The sequence below is a fragment of the Chryseobacterium elymi genome (assembly GCF_003385495.1).
GTDB lineage: Bacteria > Bacteroidota > Bacteroidia > Flavobacteriales > Weeksellaceae > Chryseobacterium > Chryseobacterium elymi.
This window is the reverse complement of the sequence record NZ_QNUH01000017.1, coordinates 1-21,056: the sequence shown is the minus strand read 5'-3', so window position 1 is coordinate 21,056 and position 21,056 is coordinate 1. Positions and strand designations below refer to the sequence as shown.

Here is a 21,056-nt window from a genome sequence, read left to right as displayed (position 1 = left end):
AAAAAAGCTCTAGAGATAGAGCTTTTCTATAATTTCCCGGACAATATCTTCAGGATCCCTGGAATCCGTATTGACGCTAAACTGCGCTTTGCTGTAAAAAGTATTTCTTTCAAATAAATGCTTGGCAATGAACTCAGGCAAATCTTCATCGGAAATATTAGCTATTAAAGGCCTCTTTTCTTTCTGTTTGGAAAGTCTTTCGTATAAAGTGCCTACAGAAGCTCTTAAGAAAATACTTTTTGAGCTGAGGTTAATAATTTCCATATTGTTATAATAAACAGGTGTTCCTCCTCCCAGGCTTAATACTACGTTTTCTTCCGAAGCCAGGATTTCTTCCAATGCCTCTCTTTCCAGCTTTCTAAACTGAATTTCTCCCTTTTTTTCGAAAATCTCAGAAATGGTTAATTTATTTCTTCTGGAAATCTCTTTATCGAGGTCAATGAGTTTAAAATTTATTTTGTCGCTTAAAATTTTGGAAATGTGAGATTTGCCACATCCCATGTATCCTATCAGTGAAATAACCATGAATTTTTTTTAAACAAATTTGCAAAAAAGTTTTGAGATAATGAAAAAACTCCTATCTTTGCACCACTGAAAACGAGGGACATTATTCAAATGTAAAATCGTAGCAAAGTGACCGACTCGGTAGCTCAGCTGGTAGAGCAATACACTTTTAATGTATGGGTCCTGGGTTCGAATCCCAGCCGGGTCACAAGCGAAAAAATTACTAGATTTCTGTAATTTTATAGCCTGCGTGGTGAAATTGGTAGACACGCCATCTTGAGGGGGTGGTTTCCTAAGGATGTGCTGGTTCGAGTCCAGTCGCAGGCACTGCAAAGAAATTTAAAAATTAATGATGATTAATTAAAAATTAATTTTATATTTATCATTATTAGTTATGACCGACTCGGTAGCTCAGCTGGTAGAGCAATACACTTTTAATGTATGGGTCCTGGGTTCGAATCCCAGCCGGGTCACAAGTTTACTGAAAAGTAAATTTTTTTCATATTAATATTTTGTGATTTGGTGTTTCAAAGGTCTCCACAAGAGACCTTTGATTTTTTTTATGCATCTATTGTAGAAATAAAAAAAAATCATATCTTTGCACCTCTTAAAAACGATAGCGTTGAATGCAGGTCGTGAGCAAGTGACCGACTCGGTAGCTCAGCTGGTAGAGCAATACACTTTTAATGTATGGGTCCTGGGTTCGAATCCCAGCCGGGTCACAAGTTTACTGAAAAGTAAATTTTTTTCATATTAATATTTTGTGATTTGGTGTTTCAAAGGTCTCCGCAAGAGACCTTTGATTTTTTATGCTATGTGCTAATGCAAAAAAAACTCCGATAAGTAAATCAGAGTTTATATTTATTAAGGAAATATGTTGAATATTTTGTTGAACAAGTGTTTAATATTAATCCATATGCATATTATCAATTAATCTCACGCCATCTACTACAACTACTATAAATGCTCTGTAATTTCTGTCTTTATAGAAAAAATCAGTTTCTTTTAATGTATCTTCATCAGCGATCAAAAAATACTCTAATTTCATGCCTTGTTGCTGATCAAAGATATCTGTTATTCTTTCTTTTATTTCAGGAATAGTGATAACTCTGAACCAGTCATTTACTTTGATTAAGCTCTGGTAAATTATTTTTGCAGCTTCTTTTCGGTCTTCGTGGAGTCTTTGGTTTCTTGAACTTAATGCTAACCCATTTTCTGCTCTGTAAATAGAAACTCCTACAATTTTTACGGGAAGATGTTTCTTTTCAACCATTTTTTTGATAATAGCGAGCTGTTGGAAGTCTTTTTCCCCGAAATAAGCATTATCTGGCTTAACCTGTCTGAAAAGCTCTTCTACCACAGTTCCCACACCATCAAAATGTCCAGGCCTGGATTTTCCTTCCATTTCATTTTCCAATCCATCGAAATCATAATGCTTGCTTTCTGTTTTTTCAGGATAAATATCTGCTACTTCAGGAATATAAACTGCATCTACTAATCCCGAATTTTCCAGAATAAGAACATCTCTGTTAATATCTCTTGGGTATTTTTGCAGATCTTCCGGATTGTTAAACTGAGTAGGATTTACAAAAACTGAAGAAATTACCAAATCATTATCTTTTCTGGCTTCTTCATACAGGGAAAGATGGCCTTTGTGAAGTGCTCCCATCGTAGGGGCGAAACCTATCTTTTTTCCCATTTCTTTCTGTCTTTCAATGAAATCCTGAAGGGTTTTCTTATTCTTTATAACTTCCATAGTTTATTTTAATACTAATTCAAAAATACTAAAAATATCATATAATTATATGAGTTTTTAATAATTTGAAAATAGGAATTATCGTAAAAAAATGTTAATTAAAATAATGTTGAATGTTTTTTTGTAATTTTGCACATTAAAGCATTTTTACAAAAATATAGATAGAAATTTATGCCGAATCAAAAAATACTGTACATTACTACAGAGATGTATCCATATCAGGAAGATACGAATATGGCTGCATTGGTAAACAAAATGGCACTTAAGATGCACAATGAAGGCAATGATGTAAGAGTTTTTATGCCAAGATTTGGACAAATAAGTGAAAGAAAATTCCAACTTCATGAGGTGATCCGTCTTTCGGGAATGAATATTATCATCAATGACCTGGACCAACCTTTAATTATTAAAGTAGCGTCTCTTCCGGGGGAAAGACTTCAGGTTTACTTTATTGATAATGAAGAATACTTCAAAAGAAAGCAATACTACGTAGATGACGAAGGAAATCCTTTTGATGATAACGATGAAAGAGCGATCTTTTTTGCAAGAGGTGTTATAGAAACCATCAAAAAACTAAACTGGGTTCCGGATGTAATCCATTTGAACGGATGGATGTCCTCCTTTGTTCCAATTTATCTGAAAACCTATTACGAATCTGATACTTACTTTAAAGATGCCAAAATTGTTCTTTCCTTATACAATGAGAAAGACGCTGACTTGGACAAAAACATTGCTGAAAAATTGACATTCGATAATATTTCCGGATTAAAAGCGTTAGATAATCCAACAATCAAAAACTTTGTTATTGAAAGTATGAACTACGTTGACATGGTGGTTAAAGGAGATGAGTTTCTGGATGCAGACCTTGATAAAGGTTTCAACGAAACAGCAACTCCGAAATCAGAATATGTGGACGTAGATTCTATAAACCAACTTTATTAAACACATTTTTAATGATTCATACTGTTAAAAGGACCTTTGCCATACTTTTTATGGCGGTTTTCGGGAGTGCCCTTCTTTATAATTGCGAACCGGAAGCGGATTCGTTGGGTGAGCAGCTATTTATTGACGGAGCCGCGGAAGGTAATGAAACTTCATATCCTCTTATAGCTTATAATGTTAATAATAATGATTCCATCCGAAGCGAGGCAAGCAGACTTATAAGCCAGGTAACCGGAACGGGGAGCTCTTCGTCTCTTGCTGTTTTAGGAGCTTTTTCTGAAGTGCAGTTTGGTATGCAGAAAGCATCCTTCCTTACCCAGCTGAGAATGAGTACAGACAATTTTGATTTTGGGAAAACTCCAAAAGTAGATTCTGTTGTATTTGTAATGAAACCTTTTGTTTCTTCTGCAACCGATTCTATAGTGACACGCCCGCTTAAGGAAGAAAATATATTGATAGGAACTGAAAATGTAGCTGTTTCTACAGAGATAAAGACATATCCTACAGATTTTGCCTTTAAATATGGTAAAACGAAGCTGGGTACCGGGGGATCTCATACTTTACTACATATCAATGTAGATGAAATTACTACATTCTTAGACGGTAATACAGAGGGCTTCAAATATTCCAATGTAGCGGTGAGCACTGGCGAATCTTTGGGTTCCGGTATTCTTGAAGGGAGAGTATCTGCCAAAACCATTACCAAGAAATCAGATAATTCAACGGTGTTTACTTCGGACCCAGGACTTAGAATCCGTTTAAACAAAGATTTTTTTCAGACCAAGATTCTTGATAAGAATGGTAAGCCGGAACTAATGGATGCGGCCAACTTTACAAGATATTTTAAAGGAATAAGACTTTCCGTAACCGATACAGACGGATATCTTTTACAGATGTCACCTGATAATATGGAGATCATCATGTATTATACCAATGAGAAAAATGATAACGGAACTATTACAAGACCGCAATCTACATTTAAATTCTCGTTGGCAGGAAATGTAGGAAATGCACGTATTGGCCAGTATGAATACGACAGAACAGGTTCTGCTTGGGAGAATGCAAGAAATTCAATCAATCCAACGACCGGAGACAAGAAACTTTATCTTCAGGGGATGGGGGGACCTTCAGTACGTGTGAAAATACCGGAAAAAACCATTGAAGATCTTAAAACACTATACGAAAAGAATAAAGCAGCCATCGTAAGTGCAAAGATCAGAATTTATACAGATGAGGTAGCCTGGAAAAATAGCTACAAGAGGATAGACAATAATTTTACCCTTCTTCCTTTAACGAAGGATGAAAAGACAAACTTGGAGGTGCCTAAAGATTTTCTTACTGATACCTCTGTAGGCTTTAACTGGATACGGTCTTATGATCTGGATAAAAATCCTTCTTATTATGAGTTTACAGTGACGAAAACAGTAAAAGATATTGTTGAAAAAGCAGCTGATGGAACAACTAAGGAAAATAAGCCACTATTGCTTAACATGGGGAGTTTTATCCTGTCTGGTGGTACTACCAGGTTAGGATACAGATTTACAGAAAGAGCATTTGCTACAGAAAGAGGGGTTTTTGTAGGATCAGATGAAAATGACCTTAAAAGAAGAATTCAGTTAAAAATCACTTACGGTACTAAAAAATAGTACAGATAAAAAAATAAACAAACACTAGACAAAATAAAAATATGTGCGGAATTGTAGGATATACAGGGTTTCAAGATGCGTATGATATTGTAATCAACGGTCTTAGAAGATTGGAATATAGAGGATATGACAGTGCGGGAATTGTATTGGAAGGTTCAAACAACAAATTTGAAGTAGAAAAAACAAAAGGTAAGGTAGATGACTTGGTTAATATTTCAGCACAGTTAAAGGGGACAGCTAAAATTGGGATGGGACATACCAGATGGGCTACTCATGGAGTCCCAAGTGATAGAAACTCACACCCTCATTTATCAAACAACGGAAAAATCGCTCTTGTTCATAACGGTATTATAGAAAACTATGATACCATCAAAACAATGCTTAGTGAAAAAGGATTTACTTTCAAATCCGAAACAGATACGGAAGTATTGGTCAATCTTATCCAATATTTCATGGATCTGAAACCTGAAACAGATTTCCCGACAGCGGTAAGATATGCTTTGAATGAAGTATACGGAGCGTACGCTATTACTGTGCTTCATGAAGATTATCCGGGGGTACTGGTAGTTGCAAGACTAGGTTCTCCATTGGCAATCGGACTGGGAGATAAAGAATACTTTATTGCTTCTGATGCATCACCTTTTGTAGAATTTACCAAAGAAGCAATCTATCTTGAAGAAGGACACATGGCTACCATCTCTTTAGAAAATGGGGTAGACATCAGAACTATTAATGATAATTCAAGAATCGAACCTGAAGTTCAGGAGCTTAAATTGAGCTTAGAACAAATTGAAAAAGGAGGTTACGAGCATTTTATGCTTAAAGAGATTTTTGAACAGCCTAAATCTATTCATGATACGATGAGAGGGAGACTTCTTGTAGATGAAGGGATTATAAAAATGGCAGGTATCTGGGATCATTTGGAGCGATTCAAAAATGCAAACAGGATTATTATTATCGCCTGTGGTACTTCATGGCATGCAGGTCTTATCGGGGAATATCTTATTGAAGAATATGCAAGAATTCCTGTAGAGGTAGAATATGCATCGGAATTCAGATACAGAAACCCGATTATTACGGATAAAGATGTTGTTATTGCGATCTCCCAATCAGGAGAAACAGCAGATACAATGGCTGCATTGAAGCTGGCAAAAGAAAAGGGAGCATTTATATATGGTATATGTAACGTAGTGGATTCATCTATTGCAAGGATTACAGATGCAGGTTCATATACCCATGCAGGGCCGGAAATTGGTGTGGCTTCTACAAAAGCATTCACTGCACAGCTTACCATTCTTAGCTTAATTGCATTGAAACTAGGAAAACATAACGGTAATTTAGGAAATGCTGAATTCATGAGCTTAATCGCTGAATTGGATGCCATCCCTAAAAAGATCGAAGAAGTATTAACTACGACCCACGAGTTGACCCAGAATATTGCAAAAGATTTTATAAACACTACAAACTTCCTTTATCTGGGAAGAGGATACAATTATCCTGCGGCATTGGAAGGCGCTTTAAAACTGAAAGAAATCTCTTATATACATGCAGAAGGATATCCGGCAGCAGAAATGAAGCATGGACCTATCGCCCTTATTGATGAGAATATGCCAATCGTTATTATTGCTCCTAAAAAAGGACATTACGATAAGATTGTGAGTAATGTTCAGGAAATTAAGGCCAGAAAAGGAAAGGTAATTGCTGTAGTTAATAAAGGAGATAAGCAGGTAAGCGCAATGGCAGATTATGTTATTGAAATCCCAGAGACTTCAGAATGTTTCTCGCCAATCGTAGCATCAGTGCCTTTACAGTTATTAGCTTACTACATTGCTGTATACCGAGGAGCCAATGTAGATCAGCCGAGAAACCTGGCAAAATCTGTAACCGTGGAATAAAAAACAGTTGTAAATAAAATAAATTTAGATTTCCTCCGTTATTTCAAAAAAAATCTTAAAAGTTTCTTAAAAAAATTATATATTTACGGCTTAATTATAAAAATTAACATGAAAAGGATATTTCTTTTATTATTGTCTGCGTCGGTAGCATCAGTATCTTGTTCAGGTGGTGGCAGTTCTTCTGTAGGGAAGCCTGGAACAAAAGGAGAATTGATACCAAGAGAAAAAACGAGATCATTTGTTGCGGAAAGACCATTTGGAATGGTTGGTATTCCTGCAGGTTCATTTGTTGCTGGTCTTGCAGACCAGGACCCAACAAATACTCCTGAAAAGGCTTCATTGAAAACTGTTACTGTTTCCTCTTTCTTCATGGATGAGGCGGAAACTACCAATGCAGAGTACAGAGTATTTATCAATTATGTAAGAGATTCCATTGCGAGAACTCTACTAGCTGAAGCTGCTGGGGAAGGTGGCGAAGAAGGCGGACGTAGAGGGGCAAGCATCGGTGACTATGCATATCTTGCTAAAAAAGAAGAAAATTTAACACCTTATCAAGAATATTTAGAAAGTCAGGGAGGAAGAGAAGACGGAGGTTATGATGCTACTAAAAGACTAGACTGGAAAATCCCTTTACATTGGAGCACTGGAAAGTATCCTGATGTAGAATACGCGGAAGTTCTGGAATCTATGTATCTGCCTGCTTCTTCCAGAATCGGAAACGAAAGAATTTTAGACGTTAGTAAACTAAAATACAATTATCAGTGGGAAGATATGGATGCCGCACTTGCAGAGAACGAAAGAGGAGCGAACTTCCTTAAAAGTTCCAGCATTGCGATCTATCCTGACACTACAGTTTGGGTAAAAGATTTCCACTTCGCTTACAACGAACCATTGTTCGAACAATATTTCTGGCACAAAGCCTATAAGAATTATCCTGTAGTTGGGGTAACCTGGGACCAGGCAAGAGCTTACTGTAACTTCAGATCTAAACTGAAAACAGATTATAACGAAAGCTTAAAAAGAAAAAAACAAAGACCAATGAAATTCCGTCTTCCTACAGAAATCGAGTGGGAGTATGCTGCCAGAGGCGGAATGCAAAATGCTACTTACCCTTGGGGAGGTCCATATTTAATGGATGACAGAGGTTGCTACCTTGCTAACTTCAAGCCTAAGAGAGGTAACTATATGGAAGATGATAAAAAAGGTACTTATACATATACAGCTCCAGTAAAGAAATTTAAGAAAAATGGATTTGGTTTATTTGATATGGCTGGAAACGTTTCTGAATGGACGGAATCTGCGTATAACAACTCTTCTTATGGGTTCTCTTCTACATTAAATCCTTCTACGAAAAATAAAATAGATACGAAGAAGTCTGTAAGAGGTGGATCTTGGAAAGATATAGGATATGCCCTTATGACAGGTGCTAGAGATTGGGAAAGAAAAGATTCTGCAAGAAGCTATATCGGATTCAGAACTGTACAGGATATTCCTGAAGCAGCTGTTAAGCCAAGAAGAGTTAACAGATAATTAACCAGACAATTTTTCAATAACAATTTTATTTAACATTAAAAAAACTAACTTAATATGTTTAAGACTAAAGATGCTTGGATGAATTTCTTTTATTCATTCGGTGCTGCAATTGTAATTCTTGGAGCTTGGCTTAAAATTACTCACATTACCTTGGGACCAATTAATGGTAATATAGCTCTTACAGTAGGGCTTATTACAGAGGCTATTATCTTCATTATTTTCGCGTTTGATCCTCCGAAATCAGAAGAGTCTTATGCATGGGAAAATGTATATCCTGAACTATTGGATAAGCATGCTAACCCAAACCCTTTGCATTCTAATGTGTCATCCAAAAACAATGCACAGCAGTTTGCTGAATTAGAAAATTCTCTTTCAAATAAATTAGACAAAATGCTTCAGGAAGCAAAACTGGACGTTCAGTTGTTTGATAGACTTAGAACAGGTATCGATAAGTTTTCCAGTTCTGTTGATCAGATCAACCAGACTGTTGACGTATCTGCTTCTACCCATAAATATAACGATCAGCTTAACAAAGCAGCTCAGCATATGGAAAGTATGAATGCTTTATATGCAATGCAGCTCGAACACGGTAAAAAACAATCTGAATTTGCTAACAAATATGTAGCAGATATGCAGAAATCTGCTGAGCAGTCTGAAAAATTCAATCAAGAGTTACAAGGTTTAACAACTAATCTTAACAGCTTAAACAGAGTTTATGGCGGTATGCTTACTGCTATGAAGTCTTAATTCCTAACCATTTCTATATTTAACTACTTAATCAAAAACTAAAAGAAAAGAGAATGGCACAAGGAAAACAGACCCCTCGTCAGAAGATGATCAACCTGATGTATTTGGTGTTCATCGCGATGATGGCCCTAAATATTGATGCAGAAATCATCAGATCATACTATGACTCTACATTATCATTAAGAGATACCCGTCTTTTAACTGAAATGAAAAATGAGGGTATTTTTGAAAAAACTTTAGAAGCTAAAGCTCAACAAGTACCCGATACTTATTCTCAGCCTTGGGAACAATATAAAATATTGAAACAAAAAATCAATGATTTAGTTTCTCATTCAGAAGCTATCAAAGATAAATTGAAAAAACAGGCTGAATTTATGGAAAAAGATCCAGTAACTGGAAAAGTCATTGATGTTAGTGAGAATTTTTCAGCGCTTAATAATAATGAAGGTGCTACAGAATACTTCTTTAAGGAAGGTGATGAAAATACTCCTTCAAAAGAAGCAAATGAACTAAAAAGTAAGATTGATGCAGTAAGAAACTATATTAATGTTACCTTTGGGAAAAATCCTCAATTACAGAATTTAGTTAACAGAGCTAATGCATCTATCATTGCTGAATATCCTAAAGGAAAATCGCCAAACGAGAAAACATGGTTCCAGAATAAATTCTATCATCAGCCGTTGATTGGTGCAATTTCTAACTTGGAAATCATCCAGAATGATGCTAGAAACGTACAGTCTGATGCATTGGCATTATTACTTCAGGAGAAAGTGGATGCAAGTATCAAATTCTCAAGCTATGAGCCTATCGTTTCAGGTCCGGTAGATATCCAGGCAGGAAAACAGGCTGAAGTAAAAGTAATGTTAGGTACCTATTCTACAAGCAATAAAATCAGTATTACTGGTGTAGGCAGAGTAGAAAATGGTAAAGGTATTACTTCAATATCAGGTTCTGGTATCGGAGAACATAAATTAGGAGGAACAATTACCTTAACGGATGCTTCAGGAAAACCTCAGAGTTTCCCATGGACGCACACGTATAATGTAATCGCAGGTCCAAGAGAAGTAAAACTTGAAAAAGGATTATTACTTTCTGCTGATAAAATGAACGTAATGTATAGAGGACTTGAGAATCCTGTTTCAGGATCTATCTTAGGCGCTGATAATTCTAAACTTTCATTATCTGCTCCGGGAGCATCTGTAAGAAATACAGGCCCAGGAAAATGGATCGTGAAGCCTACAACAGGTAACGTAGTTAGATTGACATTATCCGGAATTGATCCTTATGGAAAATCCGTATCTCAGGTATTTGAATATAGAATTAAAAATGTGCCGCCACCACAAGGTCAGATGAGAGGACAGAATGTATTGTCGATGCCGGCAACTTCTATTCCTAACCAGTCTGTACAGGCAGCGATTCCAGACTTCGACTTCCCGGTTTCATTCAATGTTACCCAGTTCATGGTTAGAGTTCCTGGAAGAGCAGCATTACTGATCCATGGAAATTCATTAAGTGATGCCGCAGGATTAGTTAAAAATCTTAGATCTGGAGATGTAGTTTCAATTTTCGAAATTAAAGCTACAGCACAAGGATTAGAAGGACAGCAGATTAAAAACATTACTCCTATAATTATTAATGTTCAATAGGACTAAAATTGTAATTTATTATGAAAAAATATATTAGCAGCCTTTTAGTATTAGTTTCGGGATTTGCTTTATCCCAAACTATTCTGAATGCTTCTTCTCCGGAAGAGTTCAGACAGATGAGAGAGGAAAACAAACAAAAAGTTGGTGATACTATTATTGATAACACAGTAAAGCCTCTTGAATATGGTTTTGTAGAAGATAAAGATATCCTTAAGAGTATGTTTGTATGGGAAATCATTGATATGAATGATAAGATCAACCAGCCATTCTACTATGACAATCCTGATGGGCTTCTTTCTACACCTACCAGATCTTTGTACCAGTTACTATTAGATGGTGCATTGACAGGGAAGATTGAGCAGGTCTATGATGACGAAAACTTTACCGTGAAGCTTTCACCGGAAGGTATTCAGAAGAGATTGGAAAAAGTAGTAATCAACGATGCTGCTATTGATATCCTTAACTCCGGAAGACAGCTAACTGAACAGGAGAAGAAGGAATATACCGACGTTTTCAAGACGACTACTGAAAAAGTAAAAGTTCTTAAAATCATGGGTATGTGGTTTATCGATAAGAGAGACGGACAGATGAAATACAGACCTCTGGGAATTGCAGCAATGGGACCAGATCCTGCTGTACAGGGAGTTATTGGACCAGATGGTAAGCCGATTGCCAGTAATGACGAGCTGATCGATTTATTCTGGATCTACTATCCGAATGCAAGAGATATTCTGGCAAACAATTATGTTTACAACAGAAAGAACTCTTCTGCTGACCTTTCTTTCGATGATATCATTAATGCAAGAAGATTCTCTTCAGTTATTTACAAATCATCAAGCGGTTTAGGTGACGGTACCATCAAGGACTATATCCCTAAAGATGCTGAAGATCAGTTGGAAGAAAGCGAAAGAATCAAAGCGCAAATCCTGAGTATGGAAAACGATATGTGGAATTACTAAGATTTCACTTGATATTTATACAAAACCTGAGTACTTTTACTCAGGTTTTTTTTATTATGAAATATACAGACTATATTATCGTTGGGGATGGATATGCGGGGTTGTTCTTTGCTCATCAGCTCATTAAGAATAATAAATCTTTTGTACTCTTTTCAGAGGGGAGAAAGAGTGCTTCCCAGGTGTCTGCCGGAATTATTAATCCGGTAGTTCTCAAAAAATTCACGACCTTCTGGAAAGCCCAGGAACAGATTGACTTTCTGAAAGGCACTTTGAATGAAATAGAATCTTATACCGGAAAAAATTATTTCATCAATTCACCCATCCACAGAATTTTTCATGACGGGAATGAACAGAACCTTTGGCTCAAAAAATCAGATAACGAAGAACTTTCAGGCTTCCTTGATAAAAAATTCGATCATTTAGAGGTAGTAAAAAACGACTTTAACACGGGAAAGGTCAATCAGTCTGCCAGACTTCAGGTAAGTGGATTTTTCGGGGATCTATTTGATTTTTTAGAAAAAAAAGAACTCTTGATTAAAGAAAAGTTTGATTATGAAAAATTAAATGCTTCTTCAGCTACTTATAAAGATTTTCAGTGTAAGCATATTATATTTTGTGAAGGAATGGGGGTGAAAGAAAATCCATTTTTCTCAGACATTGCCGTAATTCCGAATAAAGGGCATCACATCAAAGTAAAACTCTCCGAAGAAATTCCAAAAGATATGACGATCAAAAAGAAACATTTCTTATTCCCAACGGATAATGGGCTTCATTTCTATGGCGGGACTTATGACAGGGAACAGCTTCACCATCATATTGATGAATCTGCAGTTACACAGCTGGTAAATGGGCTGTCAGAAATTTATCCGTATGATTTTGAAGTGGAAGAAGTGAATTTTGGTTTCAGACCGACAGTAAAGGACAGAAGACCAATTATAGGAAGGCATGCATTGTACAAAAACCTGTACGTATTCAATGGGCTTGGGGCAAGAGGAATTCTGAATGGCTGCTATTTTTCAAAAAGCCTTTATCAGTTTATTGAAGAAAATATTCCGCTGCATGAAGAAATTTCCAGTGACAGATTTAATAGTTAAGTAAACAACTATTGGGCTTACGGTTACAGTAAAATTAATGAAATATATCTTTATAAGAATTTAAACTATGAATGAAAATATCCTGGGCATAATAGCTGGAGTCCTTACTTCCATCTCCATGATCCCCCAACTGATCAAAGTCATCAAAGAGAAAAATGTAGATGATATTTCCCTGGTCATGCTCATAGTGCTTATTACTGGACTTTCGCTATGGGTTTGGTACGGCTTTATAAAAGATGAGTTACCCATTATTTTATCAAATGCATTTGCGGTGATGGTCAATATAAGCCTTCTGATCTGCTATATGATTTATAAAAAATCTTAAGAGAACTTATAATAAAAAAGACGTTTCACAAATTGTAAAACGTCTTTTTATATTGTAAAATTTTAATTCAGTTATGGTTGAAGAACAAATTTAGCCAAAGGAGCCATCCTTGCCTTATTCAATGTCAGCGTATTGCCGTTTACAGAATAATTATCTGCGGCAAGCACTGCTTTTGTAAATAGTTGTTCAGTTTCAAGATCTTCACAAGCCATCATTGTAGACATTCCTTGGTTGAATTTGATTCTCATCATATCAGGTTTAATCTCAAAAGTACCTCCAAATCCATTGCATCCGGCATGACCTTCATATCTCATACCTTCCGTATTAAGTTTGAAATAAGGATTGTTTTTCGGATTTTTTAGCTGGATTGGCTGTCCGTTCAGTTCCGTCAGCTTCCATGTTTTTCCAGTAATATCTGTTGGCTTTTGCTCCGTAGCTGGTGTTGTTTTGCATGCCGTAAGAAATACAAATAAGAAAAGAGCAGACAAATAATAATATAAGTTTTTCATAATATATTTTGTGTAAGGTTGGTGATTAAATTAATAAGAAGCCATTTTTGCAGAGCCGGATCCTTTTGCTTCCCGTTTTGCGTGGAACAGAACCATATCCACATTTTTTTTCAGTAAAGTGATATTACCTTTGATATTCGAATACTGATATTCTTCATTACTTGCAGTGTATTCAGGAAGCGCATCACTTTTTTTAAGATCATAGGTTTTACCCTCCAGATGTACTGTTGCTGTACCTTTTGTATGATTGATGATGACCTCAATTTTTTCCCCATAACTGTCGGTGAAAACATCTTTTGTGGTTTCATCTTTGTTTTCCGGTACTGCTTCTGTAATTACCTCTGCCTCTTTGCCTGGATGCTTACACGCTGTTGAGGAAAGGATTGCCAGCCCCATAAGGACCAATGTAAATAATTTTTTCATAGTGATAAGTGATTGGTAAGTGTATCATGAAATAGTGATATTAATACTATATAAATTTACAAATATTTTTAATAAATATATGTTAATTTTACATAAATTAATCTGATATTTCTATCTGTTATGCATTACAGTTCTTCACAGGCGTTTTTATAAATCATAAAAATACCGGATTTTTAAAGATTTGTAAAGAATAAACTACCGCAGGAATGCTCTTTGAGCTGTCGGTTTTAAGAATGAAATAGTACAGTTTTTTTCATAGGTACATTTGTTGTTTTAATTGATTGCAAAAGTATTAAAATTATATGATGCTGATACCCAGTAAAAAATGATTTAAATCATGCTGGTTAGAATACCTTCTTTTTCATATTCAGTTAAAAATAATTACTCAATTCTAGATTTCTCTGTAGATAATTATTTTGAAACTCTTTATTTAGATTCCGCAAGAACTTTAGTCTTTCTAATGGCTAATTTTTTTTCTTCAGCTCATTTAAAGGAGAGTTAAATTTTGTTAATCTGCTATGACTAATACATTTCTAAATGTACATTTGCCACTTCAAAATGAGAAACTTTATAATATATCTTTTAACAGGTCTTTTTTTGCTCTTCGTAGTTGAAAGCAGGCTTAGCGTTAAAACACTCCGAAATGACTATTCAGGTCATGTTTCTCATCATATGCCTAAAAAAGCCAATAAACTGAATCAGACTTTCGAAAAGCTTTCGGTACAGCAGATGGCAGACAATATTGATAATACCAATCTTGAGCTTACTGAAGATGATTTTCAGCTATCGGATAAGATTCAGATGATTGCTGTATTTGCCGGTGTATTCAACCTTGTCTATATTTTTGGTCTTCGTTCTTCTAAGAGCAGAAAGCCTGATATCAATGGTTTTATTTCGCTGTATTCCAATGTTAAAACATTCATTCTGATCCGTTCTATCAGAATTTAAAAAATCATTTTTCGTGATCTGTTTTCTGTCCTCAGTCCGGATAGGAAATATCCTGCGTTGCATATGCCGGTAATCATTCCTGCGCAGGAACTCCATTACCATTTTATTTCCATTCAAAATATTAACGATTTATATTAAACTCTAGAATTATGATCAAAAGAGTTGCCTCAGGCATTGCGATAAGCACCCTTTTACTGACTGTCGGCTGCAGTCAGAAAAAAGAAGAGAAAGATGAAGCCACAGTATATCCCATCACCAGTCCTGTAAAAATGGACACGGTCATCAACAAAGAATACGTAGCCCAGATCCAGTCTGTAAAGAACATTGAAGTCCGCGCACAGGAAAAAGGATTTCTTGAAAAAATTTACGTAGACGAAGGTCAGTATGTTCATGCAGGACAAACCCTGTTCAGAATTATGCCGCAGCTGTATCAGGCAGAATTATTAAAAGCCAGAGCAGAAGCAGAACAGGCTACCATAGAATTAAAAAATGCAAGTACCCTGGCCAGTAACAACATCGTTTCTAATAACGAAAGAGCAATGGCTAAAGCTAAGTTGGATGCTGCCAATGCTGAAATGAAACTGGCACAGATTCATTTATCTTTTACCGACATTAAGGCACCGTTTTCAGGGGTGATCAACAGAATTCCTTTAAAACTGGGAAGCCTTGTGGATGAAGGAGATTTGCTGACTTCTTTATCGGATAATACCAATGTCTACAGCTATTTTAATGTTTCAGAACCTGAATATTTAACCTATCAGACACACGCTGCCGACAGAGGGAGCAATCAGGTATCTCTGATCATGGCTAATGGAGAAATGCTTCCTCAGAAAGGTGAAATTCAGACCATAGAAGGAGAATTCGACAATGAAACAGGAAATATCGCCTTCAGAGCAAAATTTCCAAACCCTGACAAGTTGCTTAGAAATGGTGAAACCGGAAAAGTACAAATGACTATGCCTGTTCACAATGCACTGATCATTCCGCAGAAAGCAACTTATGAAATTCAGGATCAGAAATATGTATTCATCATCGATAAAAACGGAACGGCAAAATCCCGAAATATCAGGGTGGCTTATGAACTTCCGGATCTCTATGTGGTAGGTTCAGGGCTTGCAGAAGGAGATAAAATCCTTTTAGAAGGGGTACAGAAAGTAAAAGACGACCAAAAAATACAGACCAAATTCCAGGATCCTAAAAAAGTTCTTCAGTCATTGAAACTAAAAGCAGAGTAGTCTACTCGTAAAACGAAACAGTATGTTTAAGAAATTCATCCGCAGACCTGTTCTGTCTATTGTGATCTCACTGATCATTGTATTTATGGGGATTCTGTCGCTGGTAAAACTTCCAGTGACCCAGTTTCCCTCCATTTCACCGCCTAAAGTAAATATCACCGCAGAATATCCGGGAGCCAACAACGAACTATTGATTAAATCAGTAGTTATTCCCCTCGAAAGAGGCCTGAATGGAGTTCCGGGTATGAAATATATGACCTCCGATGCCGGTAACGATGGCGAAGCTTCCATTCAGATCGTATTTGATCTTGGAACAGATCCCAATGTAGCCGCAGTAAACGTTCAAAACCGTGTATCTTCCGTGGTTAACAAACTGCCGCCTCTGGTAGTGCGTGAAGGGGTAAAGATTACCCGTGAAGAACCCAACATGTTGATGTACATTAACCTGTACAGTGATGATCCTAAAGCTGACCAGAAATTCCTTTTCAATTATGCTGACATCAACGTGATGTCTGAATTGAGAAGAGTAAGTGGAGTAGGTTTTGCAGATATCCTCGGAACCCGCGAATATGCTATGCGTATCTGGCTTAAACCGGACAGGCTTACCGCTTATAATATTTCTGCAGACGAAGTGATGGAATCCCTGAACCAGCAGAGTCTGGAGGCTTCCCCCGGAAAAACAGGTGAAAGTTCAGGAAAACGCTCCCAGTCTTTTGAATATATTCTGAAATATTCCGGACGTTTCAATAATGAAAAAGATTACGGAAATATTATCTTAAAAGCAAAACCGGGTGGAGAATTTGTAAGATTAAAAGATGTGGCTGATATAGAATTCGGTTCCTCAATGTATGATATCTATTCTACATTGAACGGAAAGCCTTCTGCAGCGATCACTGTAAAACAGTCCTACGGTTCCAATGCAAGTGACGTCATCAAAAATGTTAAAGCTTTGATGAAAGATCTTGAGAAAAATAACTTCCCGAAAGGAATGCATTACGACATCAGTTATGATGTTTCCAGATTCCTGGATGCATCTATGGAAAAGGTTATTCATACCCTATTTGAAGCCTTTATCCTGGTAGCCATCGTGGTATTCCTGTTCCTTGGAGACTGGCGTTCAACCTTAATTCCTGCGCTGGCGGTTCCGGTTTCACTGGTTGGTACATTTGCCGTCATGTCCGCATTTGGGATTACGTTAAACATGATCTCGCTCTTTGCATTGGTAATGGCCATAGGGGTCGTTGTTGATGATGCGATCGTGGTGATTGAAGCCGTCCATGCCAAGATGGAAGAAAAAGGACTTTCCCCATTAAAGGCGACGGAAGAGGCCATGCATGAAATCAGTGGCGCGATTATCGCAATTACTTTGGTTATGGCATCCGTATTCATCCCGATTGCATTCATGTCCGGTCCGGTGGGAGTGTTTTACCGTCAGTTTTCCATTACGATGGCTTCTGCCATTATCCTTTCAGGGATTGTAGCATTAACACTGACTCCGGCTTTATGTGCTTTGATTTTAAGAAATACCCACGGAAAAGCCAAAAATAAAACCCCGATTACCATTTTCCTGGATAAATTCAACAATTTATTTACGAAAGGTGCCGGGAAGTATGAGAAAATGCTGAATAAAACAGTGAAGAAAAAATCCATCACCCTTCCTTTACTTTTGGCATTTTGTGCCTGTACATACTTCTTAAGCAACTCGCTTCCTTCAGGATTTATTCCGGCGGAAGATCAGGGAATGATCTATGCCATTATTCAGACACCTCCGGGCTCCACTTTAGAAAGAACTAACCAGATTGCCAAAGAATTATTAAGGGAATCTGAAGACATCGATGGGGTACAGTCCGTTTCTTCACTGGCAGGATACGAAATCTTAACGGAAGGTACGGGGTCCAACTCAGGAACCTGTCTGATTAACCTTAAAAGCTGGGAAGAACGAACAGAATCCGCTGCTGAGATTATTGAAAAACTTGAAGAAAAAGCCAAGAATATTCCCGGCGCTAATATAGAATTCTTCCAGCCGCCTTCCATTCCGGGTTATGGTGCCGCAGGAGGTTTTGAACTTCGTTTGCTTGATAAGGCAGGAAGCGGAGACTATCACAAAATGGAGCAGGTAAGTAATGATTTTGTAAGAGAACTGAAAAAACGTCCTGAGCTTGGATCTGCATTTACCTTCTATTCTGCAAGTTTCCCTCAGTATATGTTGAAGGTAGATAATGACCTTGCCGAACAGAAAGGAGTAACGATAGAAAATGCAATGGATAACCTGTCTACATTGATCGGGTCTAACTATGAGACCAGTTTCATCCGTTTCGACAGACCTTATAAAGTAATTGTGCAGGCTAGTCCTCAATACCGCGCCTTACCTACAGATCTGCTGAAACTTTATGTTAAAAACGATAAAGATCAGATGGTTCCGTATTCAGACTTTATGAGAATGGAAAAGGTATATGGGTTATCAGAAATTACAAGACACAATATGTATAATTCTGCAGAAGTAAGTGGAACCCCGGCACCGGGATACAGTAGCGGGCAAGCCATTAAAGCAATCCAGGAAGTTGCGGATAAAACCCTTCCGAGAGGCTTCGGTATTGACTGGGCGGGTATTTCCAAAGATGAAGTGAGCAGAGGAAACGAGGCTGTGTTTATCTTCCTGGTCTGTCTCGGATTTGTCTATCTGATCCTTGCAGCACAGTACGAAAGCTTTATTCTGCCGTTACCGGTAATTTTATCCCTTCCTACAGGTATTTTCGGAGCATTCTTATGCCTGAAATTGCTAGGTCTGGAAAATAACATCTATGCTCAGGTAGCGATGGTCATGCTGATTGGTCTGCTAGGTAAAAATGCGGTATTGATCGTAGAATTTGCCGTTCAGAAGAAAGCAGAGGAGGGAATTCCCGTAGCGAAAGCGGCTATCGAAGGGGCGGCGATCCGTTTCCGTCCGATCCTGATGACTTCATTTGCCTTTATTGCAGGCCTTATTCCATTGGTAATTGCAACCGGACCGGGTGCTGTAGGAAACAGGACAATAGGTACTGCAGCTGCAGGAGGAATGCTGATAGGAACTATTTTCGGACTTATGATTATTCCGGGGCTGTATTATATTTTCGGAACCATCGCAGAGAAATCGAAACTGGCAAGATATGAAGAGGAAAATCCTTTAACAGAACAAACTGAACCTTATCAACACGATAACAAACATGAAGATTTATAATAAATATATAGTAGCCATTGCTCTATCGCTTATCCTCGTAGGCTGTAGAGCTCCGATGGGTACCGTTATAAAAGATGAAGTAAAAGAAAACCTGCCTCAGAATTTTAATCTGGAAGAACAGCAGGATGCCAGTGCAAACAGCGGAACTACTCCCTGGAGACAGTTTTTTACAGATCCAAATCTGGTGAGCTTAATTGAAACCGCTTTGAAAAACAATCAGGAATTACTGATCACACTTCAGGAAATTGAAATTGCGAAAAGCGGAGTATTGGCTAAAAAAGGAAAACTGACACCAACGGTATCAGCCGGAATAGGAGCTGGAATAAAAAAAGCTGGCCGCTATACCAGTGAAGGAGCCGGTGATGCCACTACAGAAATAGAACCCGGAAAAGAAATGCCCGATCCGCTGGGTAATTTTGAAGTTGGATTGATGGTCAACTGGGAGATTGATATCTGGAAAAAGCTCAGAACTGAAAAGGAGGCCTCTGTTGCTCATTATCTTTCTACCGTTGAGGGAAAAAACTTTGTATTATCCAATCTTATTGAAGAAGTAGCGGACAATTATTATGAATTGCTGGCACTTGACAATCGGTTGGATATTATTCAGCAGTATATTAAGTTGCAGGAACGAGCACTGGAAATTTCCAAAATTCAGAAAGAAGCTGCAGCTGCAACGGAACTGGCTGTGAAGAAATTTGAAGCTGAGCTGGCAAAATCAAAAGCTGCGGAATATACGATCCGCCAGGATATCACTGAGAAAGAGAATCAGATCAATGCACTTTTGGGAAGATATCCGCAACCTATCGTGAGAACGAAAGAAAACTTTATGTCTACGATGCCACAGACTGTTTACACAGGGATACCGTCCCAGTTACTGGCTAGCCGTCCGGATATCAAACAGGCAGAACTGGAATTAAAAGCCGCAAAACTTGATGTACAGGCTGCTAGAAAGGAATTTTATCCGTCACTGGAGATTTCTGCAACATTAGGATTGGAAGCTTTCAAACCTTCTTATCTGGTTAAAATGCCTGAATCCATTGCTTACAATCTGGCAGGTGAACTGGCTGGTCCGCTGATCAACAAAAGCGCGATCAAAGCGAACTTTCAGACTGCTGATGCTAAACAGATACAGTCGTTGTATGAGTATGACAAAACGATTTTACATGCCTATCTGGATGTAGCGAATTTAATGTCAAAGATCAAAAATATTGATCAGTACTATCAGATGAAGTCCCAGGAAACCAAAGCTTTGAATCAGTCTATTGATATAGCCAATCAATTATTTAAAAATTCAAGAGCGGATTATCTTGAGGTTCTTTTGAATCAGAGAGACGCTCTGGATGCTAAAATGGAGCTGATTGAAGCTAAACAGAAACAGCTGAGCACCGTTGTAGACATCTACAAAAGCTTAGGTGGTGGCTGGAAATAAAATATCATAATTCTATCTATATAAACAGTTAATATTTTTTGGAAGGAGTCAATTCTTTTGAGTTGGCCCTTTTTTATTTTAATACGACAGGTTTTGTCGCTTTGTAGTAATACTTTTGTATTATAACAACTTAGCATACCAATAAAAACACGAATAAGTGATAAAATTGATATTAAATCACATTCATATGACTTTGATACGTTAAAAAACGTTAAATTTGCAGAATTATACCAACTAATACACACAAA

17 protein-coding genes and 4 tRNA genes are annotated in these 21,056 nt (G+C 37.3%); 17 read left to right on the top strand and 4 right to left on the bottom strand.

Translation table 11 applies throughout. The features are described from left to right. Positions 1-9: 9 nt before the first annotated feature. The gene (locus tag DRF60_RS16450; protein WP_116013175.1) at positions 10-525 is read right to left on the bottom strand and encodes a shikimate kinase; all 516 of its coding nucleotides are present in this window, start codon (positions 523-525) and stop codon (positions 10-12) included. A gap of 114 nt (positions 526-639) precedes the next feature. Here DRF60_RS16450 and DRF60_RS16445 point away from each other — a divergent pair. The 4 genes from DRF60_RS16445 (at position 640) to DRF60_RS16430 (ending at position 1,226) form a co-directional block, all read left to right on the top strand. After that, a tRNA-Lys gene (locus tag DRF60_RS16445) sits at positions 640-712 on the top strand. Positions 713-748: 36 nt separating this feature from the next. After that, a tRNA-Leu gene (locus tag DRF60_RS16440) sits at positions 749-831 on the top strand. Positions 832-904: 73 nt separating this feature from the next. Then, positions 905-977, top strand: a tRNA-Lys gene (locus DRF60_RS16435). A 176-nt stretch (positions 978-1,153) separates the two neighbouring features. Then, a tRNA-Lys gene (locus DRF60_RS16430) sits at positions 1,154-1,226 on the top strand. Positions 1,227-1,411: 185 nt separating this feature from the next. Here DRF60_RS16430 and panC read toward each other — a convergent pair. Then, on the bottom strand, positions 1,412-2,260 hold the full coding sequence (panC, locus tag DRF60_RS16425) for a pantoate--beta-alanine ligase (protein WP_116013172.1): 849 nt from the start codon (positions 2,258-2,260) through the stop codon (positions 1,412-1,414). A 171-nt stretch (positions 2,261-2,431) separates the two neighbouring features. On the opposite strand from panC, the gene DRF60_RS16420 reads away from it, so the two are divergent. The 9 genes from DRF60_RS16420 to DRF60_RS16380 all read left to right on the top strand — a co-directional run bounded on the left by DRF60_RS16420 (position 2,432) and on the right by DRF60_RS16380 (position 13,047). Then, entirely contained in the window at positions 2,432-3,202 is a 771-nt protein-coding gene (locus DRF60_RS16420; RefSeq protein ID WP_111959196.1) for a glycogen/starch synthase, read from the top strand. An 11-nt stretch (positions 3,203-3,213) separates the two neighbouring features. Next, on the top strand, positions 3,214-4,848 hold the full coding sequence (locus DRF60_RS16415; RefSeq protein ID WP_116013169.1) for a DUF4270 family protein: 1,635 nt from the start codon (positions 3,214-3,216) through the stop codon (positions 4,846-4,848). A gap of 41 nt (positions 4,849-4,889) precedes the next feature. Next, complete coding sequence (gene glmS / locus DRF60_RS16410; protein WP_116013167.1) at positions 4,890-6,743, top strand: glutamine--fructose-6-phosphate transaminase (isomerizing); 1,854 nt, start codon at positions 4,890-4,892, stop codon at positions 6,741-6,743. Positions 6,744-6,851: 108 nt separating this feature from the next. Next, on the top strand, positions 6,852-8,273 hold the full coding sequence (gene porK, locus DRF60_RS16405) for a T9SS ring complex lipoprotein PorK/GldK (RefSeq protein WP_116013163.1): 1,422 nt from the start codon (positions 6,852-6,854) through the stop codon (positions 8,271-8,273). Between the two features lie 57 nt (positions 8,274-8,330). Then, entirely contained in the window at positions 8,331-9,023 is a 693-nt protein-coding gene (porL, locus tag DRF60_RS16400; protein WP_116013160.1) for a type IX secretion system motor protein PorL/GldL, read from the top strand. Between the two features lie 53 nt (positions 9,024-9,076). Beyond that, complete coding sequence (gene porM / locus DRF60_RS16395) at positions 9,077-10,669, top strand: type IX secretion system motor protein PorM/GldM (RefSeq protein ID WP_116013158.1); 1,593 nt, start codon at positions 9,077-9,079, stop codon at positions 10,667-10,669. Between the two features lie 20 nt (positions 10,670-10,689). Continuing rightward, entirely contained in the window at positions 10,690-11,628 is a 939-nt protein-coding gene (porN, locus tag DRF60_RS16390; RefSeq protein WP_116013155.1) for a type IX secretion system ring subunit PorN/GldN, read from the top strand. Between the two features lie 56 nt (positions 11,629-11,684). Next, the gene (locus tag DRF60_RS16385) at positions 11,685-12,722 is read left to right on the top strand and encodes an NAD(P)/FAD-dependent oxidoreductase (protein ID WP_116013152.1); all 1,038 of its coding nucleotides are present in this window, start codon (positions 11,685-11,687) and stop codon (positions 12,720-12,722) included. A 67-nt stretch (positions 12,723-12,789) separates the two neighbouring features. After that, on the top strand, positions 12,790-13,047 hold the full coding sequence (locus tag DRF60_RS16380; protein ID WP_116013150.1) for a SemiSWEET transporter: 258 nt from the start codon (positions 12,790-12,792) through the stop codon (positions 13,045-13,047). Between the two features lie 71 nt (positions 13,048-13,118). Here DRF60_RS16380 and DRF60_RS16375 read toward each other — a convergent pair whose 3' ends face one another. Together DRF60_RS16375 and DRF60_RS16370 are read right to left on the bottom strand one after the other, a co-directional pair. Next, on the bottom strand, positions 13,119-13,556 hold the full coding sequence (locus DRF60_RS16375; protein ID WP_116013147.1) for an META domain-containing protein: 438 nt from the start codon (positions 13,554-13,556) through the stop codon (positions 13,119-13,121). Positions 13,557-13,586: 30 nt separating this feature from the next. Continuing rightward, on the bottom strand, positions 13,587-13,979 hold the full coding sequence (locus tag DRF60_RS16370) for a hypothetical protein (protein WP_116013144.1): 393 nt from the start codon (positions 13,977-13,979) through the stop codon (positions 13,587-13,589). A gap of 558 nt (positions 13,980-14,537) precedes the next feature. On the opposite strand from DRF60_RS16370, the gene DRF60_RS16365 reads away from it, so the two are divergent. From DRF60_RS16365 to DRF60_RS16350, 4 genes are all read left to right on the top strand, one after another. Then, positions 14,538-14,927 (top strand): hypothetical protein, encoded by a 390-nt coding sequence (locus tag DRF60_RS16365; protein WP_116013141.1) that lies wholly within the window; start codon positions 14,538-14,540, stop codon positions 14,925-14,927. A gap of 152 nt (positions 14,928-15,079) precedes the next feature. After that, on the top strand, positions 15,080-16,162 hold the full coding sequence (locus DRF60_RS16360; RefSeq protein ID WP_116013311.1) for an efflux RND transporter periplasmic adaptor subunit: 1,083 nt from the start codon (positions 15,080-15,082) through the stop codon (positions 16,160-16,162). Positions 16,163-16,184: 22 nt separating this feature from the next. Further along, complete coding sequence (locus tag DRF60_RS16355) at positions 16,185-19,379, top strand: efflux RND transporter permease subunit (protein WP_116013138.1); 3,195 nt, start codon at positions 16,185-16,187, stop codon at positions 19,377-19,379. Beyond that, positions 19,366-20,808 carry a TolC family protein gene (locus DRF60_RS16350; protein WP_116013136.1) on the top strand — a complete coding sequence of 481 codons (1,443 nt, stop codon included), beginning with the start codon at positions 19,366-19,368 and terminating at the stop codon, positions 20,806-20,808. The genes DRF60_RS16355 and DRF60_RS16350 overlap by 14 nt, the downstream gene beginning before the upstream one ends. Positions 20,809-21,056 lie beyond the last annotated feature (248 nt).

Bases quoted from the DNA above. Each gene is read 5' to 3' on its own strand.
- DRF60_RS16415 (WP_116013169.1), top strand. From the start codon at position 3,214: ATGATTCATACTGTTAAAAGGACCTTTGCCATACTTTTTATGGCGGTT.
- DRF60_RS16370 (WP_116013144.1), bottom strand. From the start codon at position 13,979: ATGAAAAAATTATTTACATTGGTCCTTATGGGGCTGGCAATCCTTTCC.
- DRF60_RS16350 (WP_116013136.1), top strand. From the start codon at position 19,366: ATGAAGATTTATAATAAATATATAGTAGCCATTGCTCTATCGCTTATC.
- DRF60_RS16355 (WP_116013138.1), top strand. From the start codon at position 16,185: ATGTTTAAGAAATTCATCCGCAGACCTGTTCTGTCTATTGTGATCTCA.
- DRF60_RS16380 (WP_116013150.1), top strand. From the start codon at position 12,790: ATGAATGAAAATATCCTGGGCATAATAGCTGGAGTCCTTACTTCCATC.
- DRF60_RS16420 (WP_111959196.1), top strand. From the start codon at position 2,432: ATGCCGAATCAAAAAATACTGTACATTACTACAGAGATGTATCCATAT.
- DRF60_RS16365 (WP_116013141.1), top strand. From the start codon at position 14,538: ATGAGAAACTTTATAATATATCTTTTAACAGGTCTTTTTTTGCTCTTC.
- porM (WP_116013158.1), top strand. From the start codon at position 9,077: ATGGCACAAGGAAAACAGACCCCTCGTCAGAAGATGATCAACCTGATG.
- DRF60_RS16375 (WP_116013147.1), bottom strand. From the start codon at position 13,556: ATGAAAAACTTATATTATTATTTGTCTGCTCTTTTCTTATTTGTATTT.
- glmS (WP_116013167.1), top strand. From the start codon at position 4,890: ATGTGCGGAATTGTAGGATATACAGGGTTTCAAGATGCGTATGATATT.
- panC (WP_116013172.1), bottom strand. From the start codon at position 2,260: ATGGAAGTTATAAAGAATAAGAAAACCCTTCAGGATTTCATTGAAAGA.
- porN (WP_116013155.1), top strand. From the start codon at position 10,690: ATGAAAAAATATATTAGCAGCCTTTTAGTATTAGTTTCGGGATTTGCT.
- porK (WP_116013163.1), top strand. From the start codon at position 6,852: ATGAAAAGGATATTTCTTTTATTATTGTCTGCGTCGGTAGCATCAGTA.
- DRF60_RS16385 (WP_116013152.1), top strand. From the start codon at position 11,685: ATGAAATATACAGACTATATTATCGTTGGGGATGGATATGCGGGGTTG.
- DRF60_RS16450 (WP_116013175.1), bottom strand. From the start codon at position 525: ATGGTTATTTCACTGATAGGATACATGGGATGTGGCAAATCTCACATT.
- porL (WP_116013160.1), top strand. From the start codon at position 8,331: ATGTTTAAGACTAAAGATGCTTGGATGAATTTCTTTTATTCATTCGGT.